Source organism: Rhizobium sp. Root483D2 (assembly GCF_001426685.1).
Lineage (GTDB): Bacteria > Pseudomonadota > Alphaproteobacteria > Rhizobiales > Rhizobiaceae > Pararhizobium > Pararhizobium qamdonense.
The window spans coordinates 260628-278445 of sequence record NZ_LMFB01000009.1 but is presented as its reverse complement, the minus strand read 5'-3'; the positions used below and the strand labels follow the sequence as shown (position 1 = coordinate 278445).

Here is a 17818-nt window from a genome sequence, read left to right as displayed (position 1 = left end):
GGGTTTCTAGGGTTGGAGAAATGCATCGCAACGATGCCCCTTCAAGGGCACCGCTGATGATCATTGCGAGGACTTTTCCGCAGGCTGGGCGCCATTATTATTCCAGTAGTGATCGATTATATACCGCCCATTGCTGACGATCCGTTCCCCGATTACGGAATCTCCTCCCTCGAAGGTGTTCGGATCGCCACCGCAAAGTCGGACAAACAGAACCTGCTGGGCTGCAAAGGTGAAATAGTCGCGCTCGGTCGGGCGGATATCTATGCCTGCCGAGCGCACCCTGTCGGCCATCTCCGCAGCGGCATCGTCGATCGCCTTGTAGATGGTCTCGAGCATGGTTTTCTCGGTGGTCTCCCGGATCTCCATAAACTGTCTTTGCTGAGGTGAGGGGGGTGTGCAACTTTTCTCGGACATGGAAATCTCCTAAAGTCATTCCGCGACGGCCTGGGCCCGTTCACGGGGTGGTGAGCAGAATGGTCAGTTTCTTAATTTGGCCGCCTCGGATGAGCGTTGTCCATCCCGGCTTTCGACAGATCATGGTCTTGATCGTCATCTCTTGTACCTGCCTGGGACGTTGCTTTGGTGAGGCCGGGCACACGCGCCGGGGAAATCAGTATTCACCGCGTCTCCTTCTGATTTCCCTCAGCATCCGCAGGTTCTCGCGCGCCTGCTCCGCGTTGATCAGCGCCTTTTCCTGATTGATGAGCTGCTTGCGGTCGCGGCGATGCTGCTGAATGGACATGCAGTCATAGCGATCACGCGACCCGGAACACCGCCGCCTGTCGCCGTAATCGTCTGCTCCGGCCGTCGTGCAACTCGCCAAGGTCAGGAGAAGCATGCCGCCTGCGCAGATCGGCATCAGGGTTTTCATCACAGGATTGGATTTCGTCATTGTCATAGTTCTCTCAGGAAAGTTCATTTGAATGGATTGATCTCCGGTTCTCGCAGACGCCGTACCGGCGGCCTTGCGCGTCCGCTTGACGATGGCTTTCTTGTCCTTCGCCAAGACTTCGGCACCACACGGCGAATTCTGCCGTGGCAACGTTGTGACAACATTGCAGGTTTCGGAAGGAGACTGAAAAAGGCGTCAGCCCGCCTTTTCCGCTGCGCGGCTGTCCGGCCCTTTCGGAAACAGCGAAGCGGCGCGCCTGCCGAAACCGTCGAGATAGGTCAGAACGACCGGAACGAAGACCAGCGTCAAAAGCGTCGAGGAGATCAGTCCGCCGATGACCGCGTGGGCCATCGGTGCCCGGGATTCGCCGCCTTCGCCCATGCCAATGGCCATCGGCAACATGCCGAAGATCATGGCGAGCGTCGTCATCACGATCGGTCTGAGACGGACGGCGCCCGCATTGGCGAGGCTGTCTTCCAGTGATTTTCCGGCCTGCCGCTCCTGGTTGGAGTAATCCACGAGAAGAATGGCGTTCTTGGTGACGAGCCCCATCAGCATGATGAAGCCGATGATCGAAAACATGTTCAGCGTCGATCCCGTCACCAGAAGTCCGATCAGGACGCCGATCAGCGAAAGCGGCAGGGTCATCATAATGGCGATCGGCTGGATGAACGAACCGAACTGGGAGGCCAGAATGATGTAGATGAAGATGATTGCCAGCGCCAAGGCCTGCACCGCATAACCAAGACTTTCTTCGAGGTTTTGCGCGTCGCCGCCGAAAGAAAAGCGGTAGCCCGCTGGAATATCCATCGCTGCGATGGCAGCATCCAGGTCTTGGCGCACATCGCCAAGGGTTCGTCCCTCGACATTGCTGGAGATGCGGATTTCCCGCGACAGGTCCTTGCGGGTGATGGCATCCGGGGCCGTGCTTTCGACGACGTCGGCGACCTGATCGAGGAGTACCGTGATCGGTTTGCCGTCCGCGTCGGTGCGGTTGGTGGAGATCGTCAGGTTGCGGAGCTGGGCCGCGTCACGGCGGCCGGTGGCAGGAAGCCGGACCATGACATCGTAGGATTCTCCGTCGGGTGCGTTCCAGACGGAGACGGCATCGCCCGCAACAAGGGGTCTCAACGTGTCGCCGATCATCGCGATGGAGACCCCGAGATCGCTTGCCGCTTCGCGCCGGACCTTGACGGCCAATGTCGGCCGTTCGTTCTCGATGGAGGATTCCACCTCCGTCGCGCCGGGAATTTTTGAAAGCGCAGAGGTGATCTGGCCGGATATCTTTCGCAGCTGGTCGTCACCGTCGCCGAGTATGGAAAGCTGGAGCGGCTTAGCGGTCGCGCCGGCGTCCGACTGGCTGACAGAAATCTTGAGACCGGCAATTGCCGAAAGCCGTTGGCGAATGGGTTCGAGCGCTTCGGCCGTCGTGATGTCGCGGCGGTCACCGGCAGTGAGCTGCACTGCGACGACGGCCTGGTTGAAACCGCGCGCGCCGCTGGCATTGATCGTCGAATAGATCGTCTCGACATAGCGGAATGCCCGCAGCGCCGTCTCGACCTGTCCGACCTTGGCCGCCATATATTCCAGCGATGCTCCCTGGTTTGCTTCCAGAGAAATCGACACCTCGCCCTGGTCTGCAGGCGGCAGGAATTCAGCACCAATCATCGGCACCAGCATCAGGCTCGCGACAAATAGGGCAACCACGGCGCCGATCGTCGTCTTGCGATGCCCGAAGGTCCAGTGGATCAATGTCCTGTACCGGCCGGCAAGCCTTTCGAACCAGCGGTCGAAGCGCAGGATCAACTGGCCGAGCGGTCCGCGACGGGCATCCTTCTCCGACTGCGGATCGTACCAGACGCTGGAAAGCATCGGATCCAGCGTGAACGAAACGAACAGCGAGATCAGCACGGCGACAGCGACCGTCACGCCGAACTGTAGGAAAAAGCGGCCGATCAGCCCGCCCATGAAGGCGACGGGGAGGAACACGGCAACGATGCACAGCGTCGTCGCAAGCACGGCAAGACCAATCTCGTTGGTGCCATCCAGTGCCGCCCGGATGTGGTCCTTGCCCATATGCAGATGGCGCGTGATGTTTTCCCGCACGACGATGGCATCGTCGATCAGAATGCCGATCGACAGAGAGAGCGCCATCAGGGTCATGGTGTTGAGCGTGAACCCGAGGGCGTAGATCACCGCGAACGTGCCGATAACCGAGATCGGCAAAGTCAGACCGGTGATAACAGTCGAGCGCCATGAATTCAGGAACAGAAACACGATCACCACGGTGAGGACGCCGCCCTCGATCAGCGTTCGCTGCACCTCGGAAACCTGTGCTGCGATGGCGCGTGCGTTGTCGCGGGTGATCTTCAGCTCGATGCCCTCGGCCTTGAGTTCGGCATTCAAAGCTCCGATCTCCTTGCGCAGATCTTGAGCGACGGCGACGGTATTGGCGCCCTGGACCTTGACGATATCCAGTCCAAGCGACGGCACCCCCTGATAGGTCGCCCGGCTGGTGACCTCGGCGCCCGTATCGACCACGGTCGCAACATCGGAAAGGTAGACGGGATATCCGCCGCTCTGGGCGACGATGATGCTGTTGAACCCGGCGACATCCTCGATCCGGCCCTCGACGGTGACGATGCGCTGGTTGATGCCGGATATCAGCGTGCCGGCGGCGCGGTCCTGGTTCTCGCGCCGGATGGCATCCATCACCGAGGCAACGCCGACGCCGTAGGCTTCCAGCCTGTCGGGATCGACGACGACGAGCATCTGGCGTTCGCTGCCGCCGACAAGCGTAATCTGGCCGACCCCGGAAATGACACTCAGGCGGCTGGTGATGACACGGTCGGCGAGCGTGGTGATCTCGGAAAGCGAGCGTTTGGACGACGAGACCGCGAGCGACACGATGGGTGCGTCCTCGGGATTGAACCGCGTGACCTGCGGGCTGTCCACGCCATCCGGAAACCCGGCTTCGAGCCGCGCCACGCGGTCTCTGACCTCTTGCGCGGCGGCCTGGGAATCAACGTCGAGTTCGAACTGTACGACGACCACGGCGCGGCCTTCGTAGGATTCGGACGTGATCGTGTCGATGCCGCCGATCGTGTTGAGTGCTGACTCGATCGGCCGCGCAACCTCGCTCTCCACGGTTTCGGGGGATGCTCCCGTATAGCCGGCAGTGATCACCACGATGGGAAGGTCGGTCTCGGGGAACTGGTCGATGCCGAGCCGGTTGAACGAAAACAGGCCGATGACCAGGATGGTCACCATCATCATGGTGGCAAAGACCGGGTGCTTCACGCTGATATGGGTGAGGAACATGGCGTTACTGACCTTCCACGATGACCGGTACGCCGGCAACGAGCTGCGGCAAGGGCGCAGACACAACGACATCGCCGGACAACAGCCCTCTAACCTCGACCAGATCCTGATCGCTCCATACCGTTCCCAGCGAAACCTCGCGTCTGCGCAAATATCCCTCCTCGACCTTGAGGACGAACGGGCCGCCGCTGTCGTGCCGGATCGCCGGCATCGGCAGCGCGATGACGTTCTGCTGGTCGTCCACCTTCAAGACACCCGTCGTGAACATGCCGCCCTTCAAAAGCAGATCGTCGTTGCGGATGGCGACGAAGACCCGGACGGCGCGCGATCCCGCGACAGCGGTTGGTGCTATGCGCGTCACTTCGCCGGTGAACTTGCGGTCCTGAAACCCTTCGACGGAAAGCTCGACCGGCTGTCCGATCCGCACGCGGGGAATCCGGCTTGTCGGCACACCCGCATCGACTTCCATGCGTTTTGGATCGACGACCGTCAGCAACTCGCCGTTGACCGGAATGGTCTGCCCTTGTTCGACAGGGCGAGCGGCGATCACGCCGTCGAATTCCGCATGAACCTCGCCATCGTCAAGCGCGCGCTTTGCATCTGCGACCATCGCCTGTTTGGACCGGAGCTGCGCCCTGAGATTGAGAACCTGCGCGTTGGCCTCGAGGCGGGATGCTTGCGAAGACGCGCCGCGATCCTGCAGACTGATATTGCGCTGGAGAACGTTTTCGGCCAGTTCCAGCTGGGCAGCGATCGCCTCGAGTTCGGCTGAGCGGGCGGTCAGTGCTGAGTTCAGCCCCTCGGTGTCGAAGCGCACCAGCAGATCGCCCTTTTTGACGACGTCGCCGATCTGCACCGGGAGCTCGACGATCGTACCGGCGACCCGTGCCGTCAGACTGGTCCGGCGGATCGGGGTGAGGGAGCCGGATATCCGCACCTCGCTGCCGATGTTGCGTGGAACGACTGTGCTGACATCGACGCTGGCCAGTTCCACCGCTCCGCCTGGCGCGGTCTGTGGAAACGCTTTGCCTGCAAAGCCGGCACCGAGGATCAGCATGACTGAAAGGATAATGGGTCTGGTCGCGAGCATGGACGGTTCCGCACAAGGAGGTGTTTGGGAGGGTCTTTGGCCGGTTGGCTTTTATGCCTGCCAATCAAGCACCTCTGCGCCACCCGCCGCGTATGCGGGACTGGAGGAGCCCGCTTCACGGAAGATGGCGCAGAGGCAACGTGATTGCCAGTCTTGGATCTCAGCCTTTCAGCTTGGCGGCCTCAGCCAGCGCGGCATCCATCTCCGCCTTTGACAGGAAACCGTCCTTGTCGGTGTCCAGAGCGTCGAAATAGGTCACCAGGATCGCATTCGCCTTGGCCTCTTCCCTGTCGATCTTGCCGTCCTTGTTGACATCCACCTCGACAAATCCGGTGTCGAAGTCCGATCGCTGCTTATCGACGATTGCCTGCATATAGACCCCGAGTTCGGGACGATCGATCTTGCCGTCCTTGTTCGTGTCCATGCCGGAAAATGCCTTGTCGATCATCTCCTTTTCGCCAGGTTTTTCATCGCCAGGTTTTTCCTGTGCGATGGCTGGGGCGAAAGTGACGGCCATCAAGGAGGCGGCGGTTGCGAGCAATGTTTTCATGTCATTCATTCCTGTGTTCCAAGTCTTACCTGTGTTTTGGAGTTCTTAGCGCCAGTCGCGGCGGTGGGGCCGTCTGTGGTCCCAGCGGTCGTCACGCCACGAGCGGCGGTCTTCGCGCCAGTCCCGTCTATCCCTGTGGGCAGCACCTCCAATGAGGCCGCCGGCGACCGCTCCGCCGATGACGGCGCGGGGGTCGCCGTTCGAGGCGAGTGCGCCGCCGAGCATGCCGATGCCGATCCCGAGCGCGATGGCGCGTTCCTTCTTTCCGGCTTCGGCGATGCCCGGAGCCATCAGCGACAAGGCAAGCGCCAGAGCCAGGGCGGGCCTGCCGTACAATTTCATTCCTGTGTTCATCTTATTCTCCCGTGCGCCAGACAAATGGCGCGGTTTCGGTCCGGCGCGTGGCCGGACTTCCACAGTCGGGGACCGACATTGCAACAACATTGCGGGTTTGAAATATCACCGCTAATTTTTCGATAGCGAGCTGCAGATGACGTAAAAGCTACGGAAAATCCGATGTTTAACAGGAAGCCCTTGCCTGCTTGCCAGCGTTGATACAGGCTTACCGGCACTTGCACGGAGCGCTGGTAACGGCGTTGCTGGTTTCGGCAGAGGAGGGTGACGATGCGATTGCTGCTGGTGGAGGACGAGCCCGAGATGGCTGCCGCGATCATCACCGTCCTGTCGAAACACGGCAATATCGTCGATCACGTCCCGACCATCGAGCAGGGTCGCGAAGCCCTAAAGGAGGGTGTTCACGAAGCCGTTCTGCTGGACCGCCAGTTGCCGGACGGCGACGGCATGAGCCTTCTGTCGGACATGCGCCGCACAGGCGACACGACGCCTGTCATCATGCTGACGGCGCACGACACATCCAAGGACCGCGTCACAGGTCTGGACGAGGGCGCCGACGACTATATCGGCAAGCCATTCGTGGCGGAAGAGTTGCTGGCGCGGATCAGGGCGGCGGCACGGCGGGCTTCCAACTACGCCTCCAACATCGTCTCCGAAGGCAATCTGTCGATGGATATCAGCACTCTGCAGGTTCTGGTCGGCGGCACCAATCTCGACCTCCCGAGACGGGAGGCACTTGCGCTGCAAATCCTCATCAGACGGTCCGGACGTACCGTTATGCGGCCTTCGCTTGAGGAGGCGGTGTACGGCTTTGATGACGAAATCCAGTCCAACGCCCTCGACAGCCATATATCGCGGCTGAGGAAACGGCTGGCCGACGCCGGTGCCGAAGCGATGATCCACACGATCCGGGGTGTCGGATATATGCTCAAGGGGGCCAAGTGAAATATCTGTTCAAACCACGATCGCTGAAATGGCGTCTTGTCTCCCGCTTTTCCATCGCTCTCGCCCTGATGATGGTGGTCTTCTATGCCGCGCTGATCTGGCTGATCGTCGCCGCGACGTCCGATGCCACGCCCGTGGACGACACGATCAAGGCCGAGATCGCGGCATCGATCCATCTAGACGGCGGCACGCTGCGCATTTCCCCGACCGGCGCCATCCAGACGATCATCCGCGACTACCCTGATTTCTGGCTGGTCGCTCAGGACGACAAGGGCAGGGAGGCCCGGATCGGCCGGTCCCCGGCGGGGCTCGACTCGGTGCTGGCGAACCTCGACATCATCAGCGCGCTCGATGTGCGTGTCGGCCATGATTCCCCGATGACGGCAATCTTCGCCCTGCTGGAAACGGACGCTGGTCCCGTAAAAGCGATCTATGGCGGAAAATCGGCGCCGGGGTCGGTGTTGGAATATATGGTGCGCACCCTGCACGTCATCTATCTCCCTACAACGCTCATTCCGCTTATTCTGGCTGTGGTGATCATTCCGCTTGTGGTCAACAGTTCTCTCAAGGGCATGAAACGCATCACGGCACTTGCAAGCCAGATCGACGTTAACAAGCCCGGCGTGAGGCTGCCGACCGACGATGTCGTCGAGGAAATCGCGCCTCTGGTCAAGACAATCAACGCGGCGCTGGCGCGGGTGGACACCGATGTCTCCGCCCGCGAGAGATTTCTCGCGGATGCGGCTCATGAGCTTCGAACCCCCATTGCGATCCTGCAGACGCGGATCGAAGGCTATGAAGACACCGAGCAGAACCGCCGTCTCCTTCTGGACGTCTCGCGTATCGGAGCCGTCGCTGAGCAATTGCTGGACATACAAAGGTTCGCAGTCATGCCGACCCGGGCCGACACGGACCTGGTAGGGCTCTGCCAGCAGGTTGTTGCCGACCTTGCGCCGCTGGCGATCAATGCCGGGTATGATCTCGCATTCGAAAGCGATTGCAGTTCCATGATCGTTGTCGCCGACCGGCTCTCCGTCGAAAGGGCGATTACAAACCTTGTGCGCAATGCCATCCAGCATGCGGGAAACCACGGCCAGATCATGGTTCGCCTCTGCCCTGACGGTGCGATCGAGGTCTTGGACGAGGGCGAGGGCATACCGGACGAGGAACGCGAAAAGATTTTCGATCCATTCTATCGCAGCAAGCCCCAATCGTCCGGTGCCGGGCTCGGCCTGAACCTCGTCCGCCAGATCGCCCGCCTGCATGGAGGCGATGCGGTGGTACTTCCAACGAAAGGCGGCGCGCTGTTCAGGCTGACGCTCGAACCTGAACGACTGCCAGGCGGCGTGAAACGAGCAACGCTCTGAGACCGTCCACAAAGTTCTCATTCCAAGCGTCTTTGAGGCGTTCAGGCCTCAAAAATACTGACATGAAAAAATTCTAAGGTTAGATCACGCTGACGTTTGCGGATGCTCCACGCATTTGTTTTGTGATCACATCAGCAGTTCTTGACGATATCCGGAAGGCAAATTACGGTCCCGAAATGCAGCAGACTGTCTTGAAACGCGCCGTATTCTTCATTGGTGGCTATGAGCCAAAAACGCCCGAGGTCTTTTTCAGCCGGCTTTTCAGACAGGTTTCCCGCTTCGATGCGCTTTGGGGCTATCGCTCGGAGATCTCGCCTGTTGACGTCACCCAGAACAATGAAGCCGGTGCCGCAACAATCTCAACACGCGCGCCTGAGGAACACTGGTCGACACGCACCGATTTCAATTTTCTGTCTCTGGATAAGGTCGTGCTTCGCGATTTCGCCCGACCGATGCCCGTCAGATTGTTCCATTATCTCAGCGCCTTCTTCGATTTTTGGATTTCTGGCGCAGCGTTCCATTTCTTCAACAAGGCCTGGCGCTTCGGGCTTTATTTCGTCTATCCATTTCTCGTGCTGATGATGTTTGCTCTGGTGGCTTACAGTGCCGCGCAGGTCACAGCCCAATGGTTGGGTGCAGCAAGTTGGCTGGTAGGCGTGCTGACTTTTGTCCTCGCTCTATCCGTGGCCGGGAAACGATGGTCGATCCATCATCTGATGGACCTATGGTCGTTTTCGCTGGACTTCATCCGTGGCCGGCGGGCGGACGCCGATGCAACCTTGCAGCGCTTTGCCGAGACCATCGTCGCCAAAGCAAGGGCAGAAAGCTATGACGAGATCCTGTTGATCGGCCATAGCACCGGCGGCCTGCTGATGATCGATGTCGCCGCACGCTGCCTTTCCATCGACAAGGATTTTGCAGGCTCGGCACGAAAAGTGGTTCTCCTCACCTTGGGATCAACGGCACTCAAGGCAGGCTATCATCCAGCTGGCCGGAAGTTCCGGAAATCCGTAGAGCAGCTCATCAATGCCGATCAATTGGAATGGGTGGAGATTCAATGTTTGACGGATGCCATCAATTTCTACCGGACGGACCCCGTTGCGGAAATGGGTCTTGCGCCGAAGGCCGGTCAGGATTTCCCCGTCGTTCGAACCATAAAAGTCAGGGATATGCTGCAGTCTGAGACCTATGCGCGCATAAAAAGAAACTTCTTTCGCGTGCATTATCAATATGTTTACGCGAATACGAAGCCGTATTGGTATGATTTCTTCCAAATTTGCTGCGGACCAATGTTCCTGTCTGCAAGAGTAGAAGGCCGCGTTGTTGGCGGACTTCCTAAGAAAGAGGCGACGTCCCTATGACACCGACACTGGCTGCAATCGTATGGGCCGTTGGTCTCGTCGCGTGGGTGATCATTCGCGTGCCGCATCGGAGCCGCGCGCGCAAAACGCGGGTGGCAAGCAGCGCCAAAACGCTGAGAGATCGCCTGGCTTTGGCCGCCGCCGCCGCTGGGCTCAGTCTCGTCCCAATCGTTTTTGTCGCGACGGGGTTTCCGGCGTTTGCCGACTATACGTTTCAACCTTGGCTTGGCTGGCTGGGGCTTTTGATCGAGCTGGCATTTCTCTGGCTCTTTTACGCCAGTCACCGGCAGCTTGGGAAGAATTGGTCGGTGACATTGGAAATCCGCAACGAACATAAGCTCGTGACCGACGGTCTTTACCGTTACGTCAGACATCCGATGTATCTGTCATTCTGGCTTTGGGCCGCTGCTCAGTTTTGTCTTTTGCCCAATGTCATTGCGGGGGCAGCCGGTCTGGTGGGAGTTGGAATCCTCTATTTCTCCCGCGTTCGTCACGAAGAGGCAATGATGCGAGACGCGTTTGGAGCATCCTACGACGAATATGCCAGAAACACCGGCCGCATCATTCCCAAACCTTGGTAACGCAATGAAGAAACCCCGAACGCCGATTGAACACTTAACCAGCCGCCGCTCCTTTCTGGCCTCAGTTCTGGCTGTCACCGTCACCGGTTTGCACGTGGAGCCGGCCGTTGCGGCGGTTAAGCGCAGGCGTGGTGGGCCTCCGCAGGTCTATCTCTTTCGCGGATTGGCAAATATCTTTTCGACGGGCCTCGATGAGATTGGCAGAAAGCTACGGGCCGCAGGCGTCGATGCCCATGTCGAGGGCTTCATGGCCTGGCGGTCTGCGCTCAACAAAATCCTAGCCGACCGGCAGAAATTCGGGCCGTCGCCCATTATCCTGGTCGGGCATTCGCTTGGAGCAAACGCCATCATCTCCCTGGCGCAGGCATTGGAACAACGGGGTATCCGGGTGGACTACATGGCCTCGTTTGCCGCAACGAGCCCCAGCCCCCTTCCGGCCAATGTCACCCGCGTTGTGAATTTCTATTTCTCCAGCCATAGCTGGGGCGCGATCTTGACGAAAGGCCCCGGCTTCAAAGGCAAGCTCGACAACCGCGACCTATCGCGCGACCTGCGCGTCAATCATTTCAATGTCGAGAAGCAGGCCTCGCTGCAAGATGAGGTGGTCAAGGGTATTCTTCGGGTCGTAAGGTAGGGAGTTGGGCTGCCTGTCTTGGGAGCGGCACAGGGGGAGCCGCAACAGGTTGCCCCGGTTGAGATTGAGGCGACCAACAAGTGATTTTGGGCGCTACCCACGCGCTCTACAACCATTTTTTCATGAGCTGCTGTGCCAACAAAGTCCGAAGGACCTATGCATACTGCAGACTGAAAAAGTGTAAAATAATGCAGAACTCGTCCGGATCAGCCTGGCGCGATTGTTCGGGTACCACAGGACAGCGCATCTCGCTTAAGGTTCTGACCCTTCTCGCAAGCTGGCGACCGTCGCCCCAAAGTCCTGAGCTGATGCTAATGTTCCGATCTTTGCGGAGTTCTCGCCTGGGGCATTACGATATCTGAGCCCCTGGCAAAACGGTGCTGTATCGGTCGCGACAAGAGTGCTAGGGTTTGCACTCTCTCAAAGCATGCACGTCATCACGACCCATCGAGCGGCTTCAGGAAATCCGAAATCGTCGCCATGCGATGAGCCTTCCCCTCGACAGGTGGCATATGGCTTGAACGCTCTAAATCACCCAGCGGCAGCCGGGATTTTGTGGATGTAGGGACGCACGTGTGGCTCCTGGCTGAGGACATCTCGCAAGGACTGGTGGATATCAGGAAGTTCCCCTCCCTTATGCTGTCGCAAAAACGGCAAGCTGCCCTAAGTCAAAGGGATGACAGGAGGTGGCGCATGAATGAGAGTAGCGGACGGGCTTCCTTCGGGATCGAAGCGGAGGAGCCGGGCAGGGGGCGGGGTGCAGAAACACCGAACGAGATCCCGGCCAAGGGGCTGCGTGACGTCTTTTGGCGGGTGGTTAACGAGGTGATGGACGATAGGGTTACGCTTGTTGCGGCGGGCGTGTCTTTTTATATCCTGCTCTCGTTGTTTCCCGCCTTGGGCGCCCTGGTTTCGCTGTATGGTTTTATTGCTGATCCCAGCACGATGTTGAAACATATCACGTTTGTAGCCGACATCCTGCCGCCGGGTGCTTTCGACATCATTCTCGCTCAGCTTAACGTGCTGGTTCAGGCAAAACCATCGTCCTTGAGCCTTGGCTTTCTGCTTGGGCTAATGGTCGCGCTTTGGAGCGCCAATAGCGCGGTCAAGGCCATGTTCGACGCAATGAATATCGCCTATGGCGAAGCGGAAAAGCGCGGCATTGTACGGCTGAACCTGATTTCGCTGGCCTTTACGGGTATCGCGTTGATCTTTGCGGCGGTGTTGGTCGCAGCGATCGGCGGCGTACCGGCGGTTCTTTCCTATCTGTGGCTGGATCGCTGGCAGGAGAATTTGATCCGTATCGGACGTTGGCCCGTCATCCTTCTATTCGTCGGCACTGGCATTGCGCTGATATACCATTTTGGACCGAGCCGGGAATCGGCAAAGGCGCGATGGTTGAGCTGGGGTGCGGTCTTCAGCACCCTGCTCTGGGTCACGGCCTCGATCCTGTTTTCATTCTATCTTGAGACATTCGCGGACTATCAGGCCACGTATGGCGCATTGGGTGCTTTGATCGGCTTTATGATCTGGACATGGATTTCGGTGATCATCGTCATTGTCGGGGCGGAACTCAACGCGGAGCTCGAGCACCAGACCGCGCGCGATACGACCACGGGAACGCCGCGTCCGTTGGGAGAGCGGGGTGCCTATGTCGCCGATACCGTTGGCGTTGCTGCAGATTGACGTTGGAACATTTTGGCAGGCATCAGGTTTTGCGCCGAAGTGATCGTGCAGAAAGACGATGATCGTGAAGATCGCCACCTACAATGTAAACGGTGTCAATGGCCGCCTCGATGTCCTGTTGAGATGGTTGCGGGATGCATCGCCGGATATTGCCTGCCTGCAGGAGCTGAAAGCACCGGATGCCAAATTTCCGGTCAAGGAAATCGAGAGCGCTGGTTACGGCGCGATCTGGCACGGACAAAAATCGTGGAACGGTGTTGCGATACTGGCCCGCGGCCGGGAACCGATCCTCACCCGCAAAGGACTGCCCGGCGATCCCGATATTCACAGCCGCTATATCGAGGCGGCAGTCGAAGGGATGGTCATCGGCTGTCTGTATCTTCCCAACGGAAATCCGTCGCCGGGACCGAAATATGATTACAAGCTGGAATGGTTCAAACGGTTGACCATGCATGCGGCTGATATGCTCAAGCTGGGTGTTCCCGTGGTTCTGGCAGGCGATTACAACGTGATCCCGACGGAACTCGATGTTTATAAGCCCGAGCGCTGGGTGGACGATGCGCTCTTTAGGGTCGAAGTCCGCGATGCCTACCGCAAGCTTATCCGCCAGGGATGGACGGATGCGCTCCGGGAACTCAATCCCGATGAACGGATCTACACGTTCTGGGATTATTTCCGCAATGCCTATGGGCGGGACGCCGGCTTACGGCTTGATCACCTGCTGCTCAGTCCATCCGTTGCCAAGCGGCTCCAGAGCGCCGGTGTCGACAGACATGTCCGGGGATGGGAGCACACCAGCGATCACGCTCCGGTCTGGATTGAACTTACAGAGAATTGAAATCAACAAGTGGAGGCTACAATGAGCGAGATATTACGGGAACGCGTTCGAGAGCGGATCGAGGACTTTGTCGATACCTTCGTTGTCGAAGGCGACAAGCCAGCAGACGTCCTCGATGCCATCGAAGCCGAAATCATCGCACTTCGCCAGGCCTTTGCGCGGGATCCCGCGCCGGCGGACGATCCTTTGATGGAAGAGATAGTGGCCGAGCCGGCCAATGACTGGCCTGCAGCCGGCGGCAAGCCCCGATTGGACGGCGAGTGAATGGCAGCGGAACTCAAGTCCATTTTGAATGAGGTCGTGGCGAGCGTCCGCAAGGCCGCACCGGGTATTTTCGATGAGGCGGTTGAAAAGGCTGAGGCGGCCGGCAAACCCGTTCCCGCGAAGACCGATTTCAACCAGTTCGGCATCGCTGTGTTCATGCGCAACGGCGACGTGGTCTCTGCGGGCAATGCGAGCGTCGGTTTCCCCATTCAATCGATTTCCAAGGTCTTTGCACTGGAGGTCGCCCTTGAGGCGCTTGGTGAGAAACTCTGGGAGCGCGTCGGCCGCGATCCGTCCGGCGATCCCTTCAATTCCATCATCGATCTGGAGCGTGCCAAGGGTATTCCGCGAAACCCGTTCATCAATGCCGGTGCGCTGGTCGTCTGCGATAGCCTGGTCGGGCTTGGCGGACGCGCAGGCCCCAACCGCCATGTTGTTGATCTGGTAAAACGCATGCTTGATGGTGAAGCCCCCGACCTCAATCAGGACGTGATGGACAGCGACCGCACCGGCGGCGACCTGAACCGGTCCCTGATGTTCATGGCCAGGCACCATGGCAATCTACAGCATCCGGTCGAGAAGGTCATGGACGCCTATATCCACCAATGCGCGATCACGCTGGATTGCCGGGGACTGGCAAAGGCGGGGCGTTTCCTCCTATTGGATGATCCGGAGGACGAGGATGGTGTCAAGCTGCGGGCCGCCCGCAGGGCGCGGCGCATCCTGTCGATCATGATGCTGTGCGGGCAATATGATGGCTCGGGTGATTTTGCCTACCGTGTCGGTCTTCCGGCAAAATCGGGCGTCGGAGGCGGTATCCTGGCGATCGCGCCGCACCTGGCATCCATTGCCGTATGGTCACCGGCTCTGGACCCAATGGGCAATAGCTGGCTCGGAACGCTGGGGCTGGAATATCTGACATCCAAAACGGATTGGTCTGTTTTCGGCGCATCGCGCCGAAAACTTCGCGGTGGCGGTGATGACGGGTAGATGAGTTTCAAAACCGGAATTTGCGAATAGCCCGATCGATGGGCGCCGCTTTGCTGTTTCCCATCCGTCGGGCTTCGTATAGCACTGCATCTGCGCGCCGGCATAATCCTGCCAGGCGGCAATGGCTCACAAAATCGTGGAATTCGTCTCTGAGCGGCAGTTGTTACCGTCAGCCGTCCATGTACCCGCCGGACACGGCTTCAGCGGAGGTTGCGAGAACCGCCAGGTTGACGCCCTTCGTGACGGTGGCGCCTTTGTTGCGCAGGTCGTTTGCCGTTTGAAGTGCACCGGCCGATGGTTCAGCTGATTTGGTGACCGTGCCTGCGTTCAAATCCGCGACCCAAAGGCCCGTTTCTCCAGCGATCCCAATGATGACGACATTTGCCATTTTAAAATCTCTTTTCGTATGAGTTGATGGATTAAAAGCCTGCTTTAATAAGGCCCTCTTTATAGTGTTGCCTTTGCCACTCTTCTTTGAATGGAACGAGCGCCATCCACGTGTCAAGATCGAACGCGGGATGAACATCGAACGTCTTGCGGACGAACTGGCTGGCCTTGCGCCCGTCTCCCAGCATTCCCCAGCAGGCGGCGGACAACCTGTCGGCCGGTGCCCGATCGTTCATGCGGCCGATATAGCTTAGAGCCTCTTCGTAACGCCCCAGTGAATAGCAGGCACCCGCCGCAGTCCAGAAATATTCGTCCGGAGCGATCGGATTGAGCTCGATGGCATGTTCGACCTTTTTCAGGCCTTCCTGCGGCCGTGAGGCCTGGATCAGCGCATCGCCGAAGCTGGCAATCAGATTGGCATAGTTGGGGCTGAGCGCTTCCGCTGTCGCGAAAAAATCGGCACTTTCATCAAACTGCCGCATATAGAGTTTGGCGACACCCAGCTCCTTGTAGGCAGTGGGCAAATGCGGGTCGGAAACGATCGCGTCCTGCGCATGACCTTCCGCCATTGAGAGCAGGCTCCGGTCATTTCTCGCTGTCACCAGCCATTCCAGGAAATAGCTGCGCGACAGTCCACTTTGCGCCGGCGCGAAAGCCGGATTAAGCTGCAGGGCCTCGCGGAAGTATTTTCGCGCCCGCCGGACCTCGGGAAGCCCCAGGTTCATCAGATGACCCTGGCCGCGCAGGAAGCTGCGATAGACCCCGGCATCCTGTTCATAGTCGCTGCGCACCGTTTCGTTCATGTGAATCTGCCGGGAAACGGCCTCGGCAAGACGGTGTGCGATATCGCGGCGGGACTTGACCAATCCGTTGCCGCTGAGTTCGAAACGGTCTGCCCAGATGACCTCGTCGCTGCCGAAAAAGATCAGCTGGACGAAGAGCGAATGGCCGTTGCCTTCGTTCGTCAGGCGGGAATCGAGAATATAACTGATGGCATAGCGTTCATACGTCGCGGCCTTGTCGGCGTGATCCCGCATCTTGGCAGCGCTGTAGGGTGCGATGACCGACAGGGAGCGCAGGCTGCACAAGCCGATGGTCACGTCCTCGATGAGAGCGGAGGCAAACAAGGCAACCTCCGGCCTTGCCTCCCCCGACGAGGGCGGCAACAGGACGAGACGGGGCAGTCCCTTGCGGTTCTCCGGGCGGCGAGGATCCGGTATCGCCACGGCAGGATCAAAGCCCGTCTGTAACGTCGCCACTGCTGCGGCGGCTTTCTGATACATGGAGCCACGAAGAAGATTGCGAACCTCCTCATCAGCTGGATCATGCTCCAGAAGTTTGATGGCCGCGTCTTTTATGGGGCGATTTTCCGCGTCATCCCCTGTCAGTCCGATACTGAGGATGCACCGGCGCAGCACGCTCAGATGGGCTTCGCGCTCACGGTCGATCCAGTCGGCAAGGGTCTTGCTTAAAGGTTTAATATCTCTGAGGAAATCTTCTCGAAGCCGGGATGCGAGCGCGACCGTCAAGGCGCGGCCGACCGTGGGATCGTCGGTCGGCAGGAAATCAACATCCGTCTCTATCGTGCCGGCCGCTATGGTGACCGCTGAACTTGAGAAGGATAAAAACTGGTGCCCGATGGTATTTTGCCGCGCCAGGATGCGCGACGCCGATTTGCGCAGATTTGCAAATGACTGACCGGGATCCTCGTCTCCCCAAAGCAAAGTCGCAATATCGGCGCGGGAAAAGGTTAAGAGGCCGCGCAACTTCAAGTAAGCAAGAATAATCAATCCCATTTGTGGAAATGGAATGTCCTGTCCATCAGCGTCCAACAAACGGAGGCGTCCAAGCGTCTGCAGTCGAAATTGCGCAGGCATCTGGTTACAAAGCTCCTGTTGGACGATGTTTAAGCTCTTGGCGATAACAACAAGCTCAAATCTATTCAAGGCAGTCAACAGGGTTGTTCGACATTCGCAATACTGACAGCCGCTGATTTCACACTGTTATATGGCTGATGCCGTTTTCTGTCCTTCGAATTCAGTCTGTTTTGTGACCCGAGACTTCAGCGCCGGCGTCCTTCCGTAAGCTCAGATATCGCAATGACGCAGCCATCCCGATTGCGCCGATGACGAGGAATGACCATCTAAAATCGGCAGGCGACAGGGACGCGCCTCCGCGCGAAAGCTGCGAGATGTTGAGAATGGCTGCCGCGACGGCGACGCCGAGCACCATGGTTGCCGCAGTTGTTCACGGTCCGGGTTTGTGGCAATGCTGGTCCGGTCACAATGAGGTCCGGCACGATAAAGCCAGGCACAAAATCTGAGGAACACCATGAAAATCAGCGCGCGCAATCAAATCAAAGGCAAGATCGTCGAAGTGACAAAGGGTGCGACGACCTCCCATGTCCGCATCGACATCGGCAATGGGGCGATCGTCACGGCGTCGATCACCAACCAAGCTGTCGATGAACTCGGCCTCACTGTTGGCGCATGTGCCTATGCCATCATCAAGGCCTCCGATGTGATGATCGGCGTCGATTGAGTTTTTTATGCTTTCCG

At 58.7% G+C, this 17818-nt stretch carries 18 protein-coding genes and 1 pseudogene; 10 read left to right on the top strand and 9 right to left on the bottom strand.

The features are described 5' to 3' along the window. Nucleotides 1–60: 60 nt before the first annotated feature. From ASD32_RS07865 to ASD32_RS07840, 6 genes are all read right to left on the bottom strand, one after another. Nucleotides 61–414, bottom strand: a complete 354-nt coding sequence (locus ASD32_RS07865) for a hypothetical protein (protein WP_060637455.1) — start codon at nucleotides 412–414, stop codon at nucleotides 61–63. Between the two features lie 196 nt (nucleotides 415–610). Beyond that, nucleotides 611–1006 carry a hypothetical protein gene (locus tag ASD32_RS07860; RefSeq protein ID WP_156383097.1) on the bottom strand — a complete coding sequence of 132 codons (396 nt, stop codon included), beginning with the start codon at nucleotides 1004–1006 and terminating at the stop codon, nucleotides 611–613. An 81-nt stretch (nucleotides 1007–1087) separates the two neighbouring features. Then, complete coding sequence (locus ASD32_RS07855; protein WP_060637453.1) at nucleotides 1088–4213, bottom strand: efflux RND transporter permease subunit; 3126 nt, start codon at nucleotides 4211–4213, stop codon at nucleotides 1088–1090. A 4-nt stretch (nucleotides 4214–4217) separates the two neighbouring features. Continuing rightward, on the bottom strand, nucleotides 4218–5303 hold the full coding sequence (locus ASD32_RS07850; RefSeq protein WP_060637452.1) for an efflux RND transporter periplasmic adaptor subunit: 1086 nt from the start codon (nucleotides 5301–5303) through the stop codon (nucleotides 4218–4220). Nucleotides 5304–5463: 160 nt separating this feature from the next. Next, nucleotides 5464–5853, bottom strand: a complete 390-nt coding sequence (locus ASD32_RS07845) for an EF-hand domain-containing protein (protein WP_162252650.1) — start codon at nucleotides 5851–5853, stop codon at nucleotides 5464–5466. A gap of 45 nt (nucleotides 5854–5898) precedes the next feature. Continuing rightward, nucleotides 5899–6207, bottom strand: a complete 309-nt coding sequence (locus ASD32_RS07840; RefSeq protein WP_200953581.1) for a hypothetical protein — start codon at nucleotides 6205–6207, stop codon at nucleotides 5899–5901. A 270-nt stretch (nucleotides 6208–6477) separates the two neighbouring features. Between ASD32_RS07840 and ASD32_RS07835 the strand changes: the two genes are divergently transcribed. The 9 genes from ASD32_RS07835 (at nucleotide 6478) to glsA (ending at nucleotide 14873) form a co-directional block, all read left to right on the top strand. After that, the gene (locus ASD32_RS07835) at nucleotides 6478–7152 is read left to right on the top strand and encodes a response regulator transcription factor (protein WP_060637449.1); all 675 of its coding nucleotides are present in this window, start codon (nucleotides 6478–6480) and stop codon (nucleotides 7150–7152) included. Then, the gene (locus ASD32_RS07830; RefSeq protein ID WP_060637448.1) at nucleotides 7149–8519 is read left to right on the top strand and encodes a HAMP domain-containing sensor histidine kinase; all 1371 of its coding nucleotides are present in this window, start codon (nucleotides 7149–7151) and stop codon (nucleotides 8517–8519) included. The genes ASD32_RS07835 and ASD32_RS07830 overlap by 4 nt, the downstream gene beginning before the upstream one ends. Before the next feature lie 176 nt (nucleotides 8520–8695). After that, on the top strand, nucleotides 8696–9880 hold the full coding sequence (locus ASD32_RS07825) for a hypothetical protein (protein ID WP_060637447.1): 1185 nt from the start codon (nucleotides 8696–8698) through the stop codon (nucleotides 9878–9880). Beyond that, a complete protein-coding gene (locus ASD32_RS07820) occupies nucleotides 9877–10461 on the top strand; it encodes a protein-S-isoprenylcysteine O-methyltransferase (RefSeq protein WP_060637446.1) in 585 nt (194 codons plus the stop codon). Before ASD32_RS07825 ends, ASD32_RS07820 begins: the two co-directional genes overlap by 4 nt. 4 nt (nucleotides 10462–10465) lie before the next feature. Then, nucleotides 10466–11095, top strand: coding sequence for a lipase (locus ASD32_RS07815; protein WP_060637445.1), 630 nt, complete (start codon nucleotides 10466–10468; stop codon nucleotides 11093–11095). A gap of 693 nt (nucleotides 11096–11788) precedes the next feature. Then, the gene (locus tag ASD32_RS07810) at nucleotides 11789–12781 is read left to right on the top strand and encodes a YihY/virulence factor BrkB family protein (protein ID WP_060637444.1); all 993 of its coding nucleotides are present in this window, start codon (nucleotides 11789–11791) and stop codon (nucleotides 12779–12781) included. Between the two features lie 64 nt (nucleotides 12782–12845). Then, nucleotides 12846–13619: an exodeoxyribonuclease III gene (gene xth, locus ASD32_RS07805; protein ID WP_060637635.1), complete on the top strand. Its 774-nt coding sequence runs from the start codon at nucleotides 12846–12848 to the stop codon at nucleotides 13617–13619. Between the two features lie 21 nt (nucleotides 13620–13640). Further along, nucleotides 13641–13883 carry a hypothetical protein gene (locus ASD32_RS07800; RefSeq protein WP_060637443.1) on the top strand — a complete coding sequence of 81 codons (243 nt, stop codon included), beginning with the start codon at nucleotides 13641–13643 and terminating at the stop codon, nucleotides 13881–13883. Further along, nucleotides 13884–14873, top strand: coding sequence for a glutaminase A (glsA, locus tag ASD32_RS07795; protein ID WP_060637442.1), 990 nt, complete (start codon nucleotides 13884–13886; stop codon nucleotides 14871–14873). Between the two features lie 169 nt (nucleotides 14874–15042). Here glsA and ASD32_RS07790 read toward each other — a convergent pair whose 3' ends face one another. From ASD32_RS07790 to ASD32_RS30625, 3 genes and pseudogenes are all read right to left on the bottom strand, one after another. Then, entirely contained in the window at nucleotides 15043–15261 is a 219-nt protein-coding gene (locus ASD32_RS07790) for a hypothetical protein (RefSeq protein WP_060637441.1), read from the bottom strand. A gap of 31 nt (nucleotides 15262–15292) precedes the next feature. After that, nucleotides 15293–17137 carry a hypothetical protein gene (locus ASD32_RS07785; protein ID WP_156383096.1) on the bottom strand — a complete coding sequence of 615 codons (1845 nt, stop codon included), beginning with the start codon at nucleotides 17135–17137 and terminating at the stop codon, nucleotides 15293–15295. Nucleotides 17138–17297: 160 nt separating this feature from the next. Beyond that, nucleotides 17298–17495 (bottom strand): annotated as a pseudogene (locus ASD32_RS30625) (MFS transporter); the annotation flags it as partial. 96 nt (nucleotides 17496–17591) lie between these two features. Between ASD32_RS30625 and ASD32_RS07775 the strand changes: the two are divergent. Continuing rightward, a complete protein-coding gene (locus ASD32_RS07775) occupies nucleotides 17592–17801 on the top strand; it encodes a molybdopterin-binding protein (protein WP_060637438.1) in 210 nt (69 codons plus the stop codon). Nucleotides 17802–17818: the final 17 nt, after the last annotated feature.

Coding starts and splice junctions, on each gene's coding strand:
- ASD32_RS07800 (WP_060637443.1), top strand. CDS start 13,641: ATGAGCGAGATATTACGGGAACGCGTTCGAGAGCGGATCGAGGACTTT.
- ASD32_RS07850 (WP_060637452.1), bottom strand. CDS start 5,303: ATGCTCGCGACCAGACCCATTATCCTTTCAGTCATGCTGATCCTCGGT.
- ASD32_RS07775 (WP_060637438.1), top strand. CDS start 17,592: ATGAAAATCAGCGCGCGCAATCAAATCAAAGGCAAGATCGTCGAAGTG.
- ASD32_RS07815 (WP_060637445.1), top strand. CDS start 10,466: ATGAAGAAACCCCGAACGCCGATTGAACACTTAACCAGCCGCCGCTCC.
- glsA (WP_060637442.1), top strand. CDS start 13,884: ATGGCAGCGGAACTCAAGTCCATTTTGAATGAGGTCGTGGCGAGCGTC.
- ASD32_RS07845 (WP_162252650.1), bottom strand. CDS start 5,853: ATGAAAACATTGCTCGCAACCGCCGCCTCCTTGATGGCCGTCACTTTC.
- ASD32_RS07785 (WP_156383096.1), bottom strand. CDS start 17,137: ATGCCTGCGCAATTTCGACTGCAGACGCTTGGACGCCTCCGTTTGTTG.
- ASD32_RS07790 (WP_060637441.1), bottom strand. CDS start 15,261: ATGGCAAATGTCGTCATCATTGGGATCGCTGGAGAAACGGGCCTTTGG.
- ASD32_RS07810 (WP_060637444.1), top strand. CDS start 11,789: ATGAATGAGAGTAGCGGACGGGCTTCCTTCGGGATCGAAGCGGAGGAG.
- ASD32_RS07820 (WP_060637446.1), top strand. CDS start 9,877: ATGACACCGACACTGGCTGCAATCGTATGGGCCGTTGGTCTCGTCGCG.
- ASD32_RS07865 (WP_060637455.1), bottom strand. CDS start 414: ATGTCCGAGAAAAGTTGCACACCCCCCTCACCTCAGCAAAGACAGTTT.
- ASD32_RS07835 (WP_060637449.1), top strand. CDS start 6,478: ATGCGATTGCTGCTGGTGGAGGACGAGCCCGAGATGGCTGCCGCGATC.
- ASD32_RS07855 (WP_060637453.1), bottom strand. CDS start 4,213: ATGTTCCTCACCCATATCAGCGTGAAGCACCCGGTCTTTGCCACCATG.
- ASD32_RS07840 (WP_200953581.1), bottom strand. CDS start 6,207: ATGAACACAGGAATGAAATTGTACGGCAGGCCCGCCCTGGCTCTGGCG.
- ASD32_RS07825 (WP_060637447.1), top strand. CDS start 8,696: ATGCAGCAGACTGTCTTGAAACGCGCCGTATTCTTCATTGGTGGCTAT.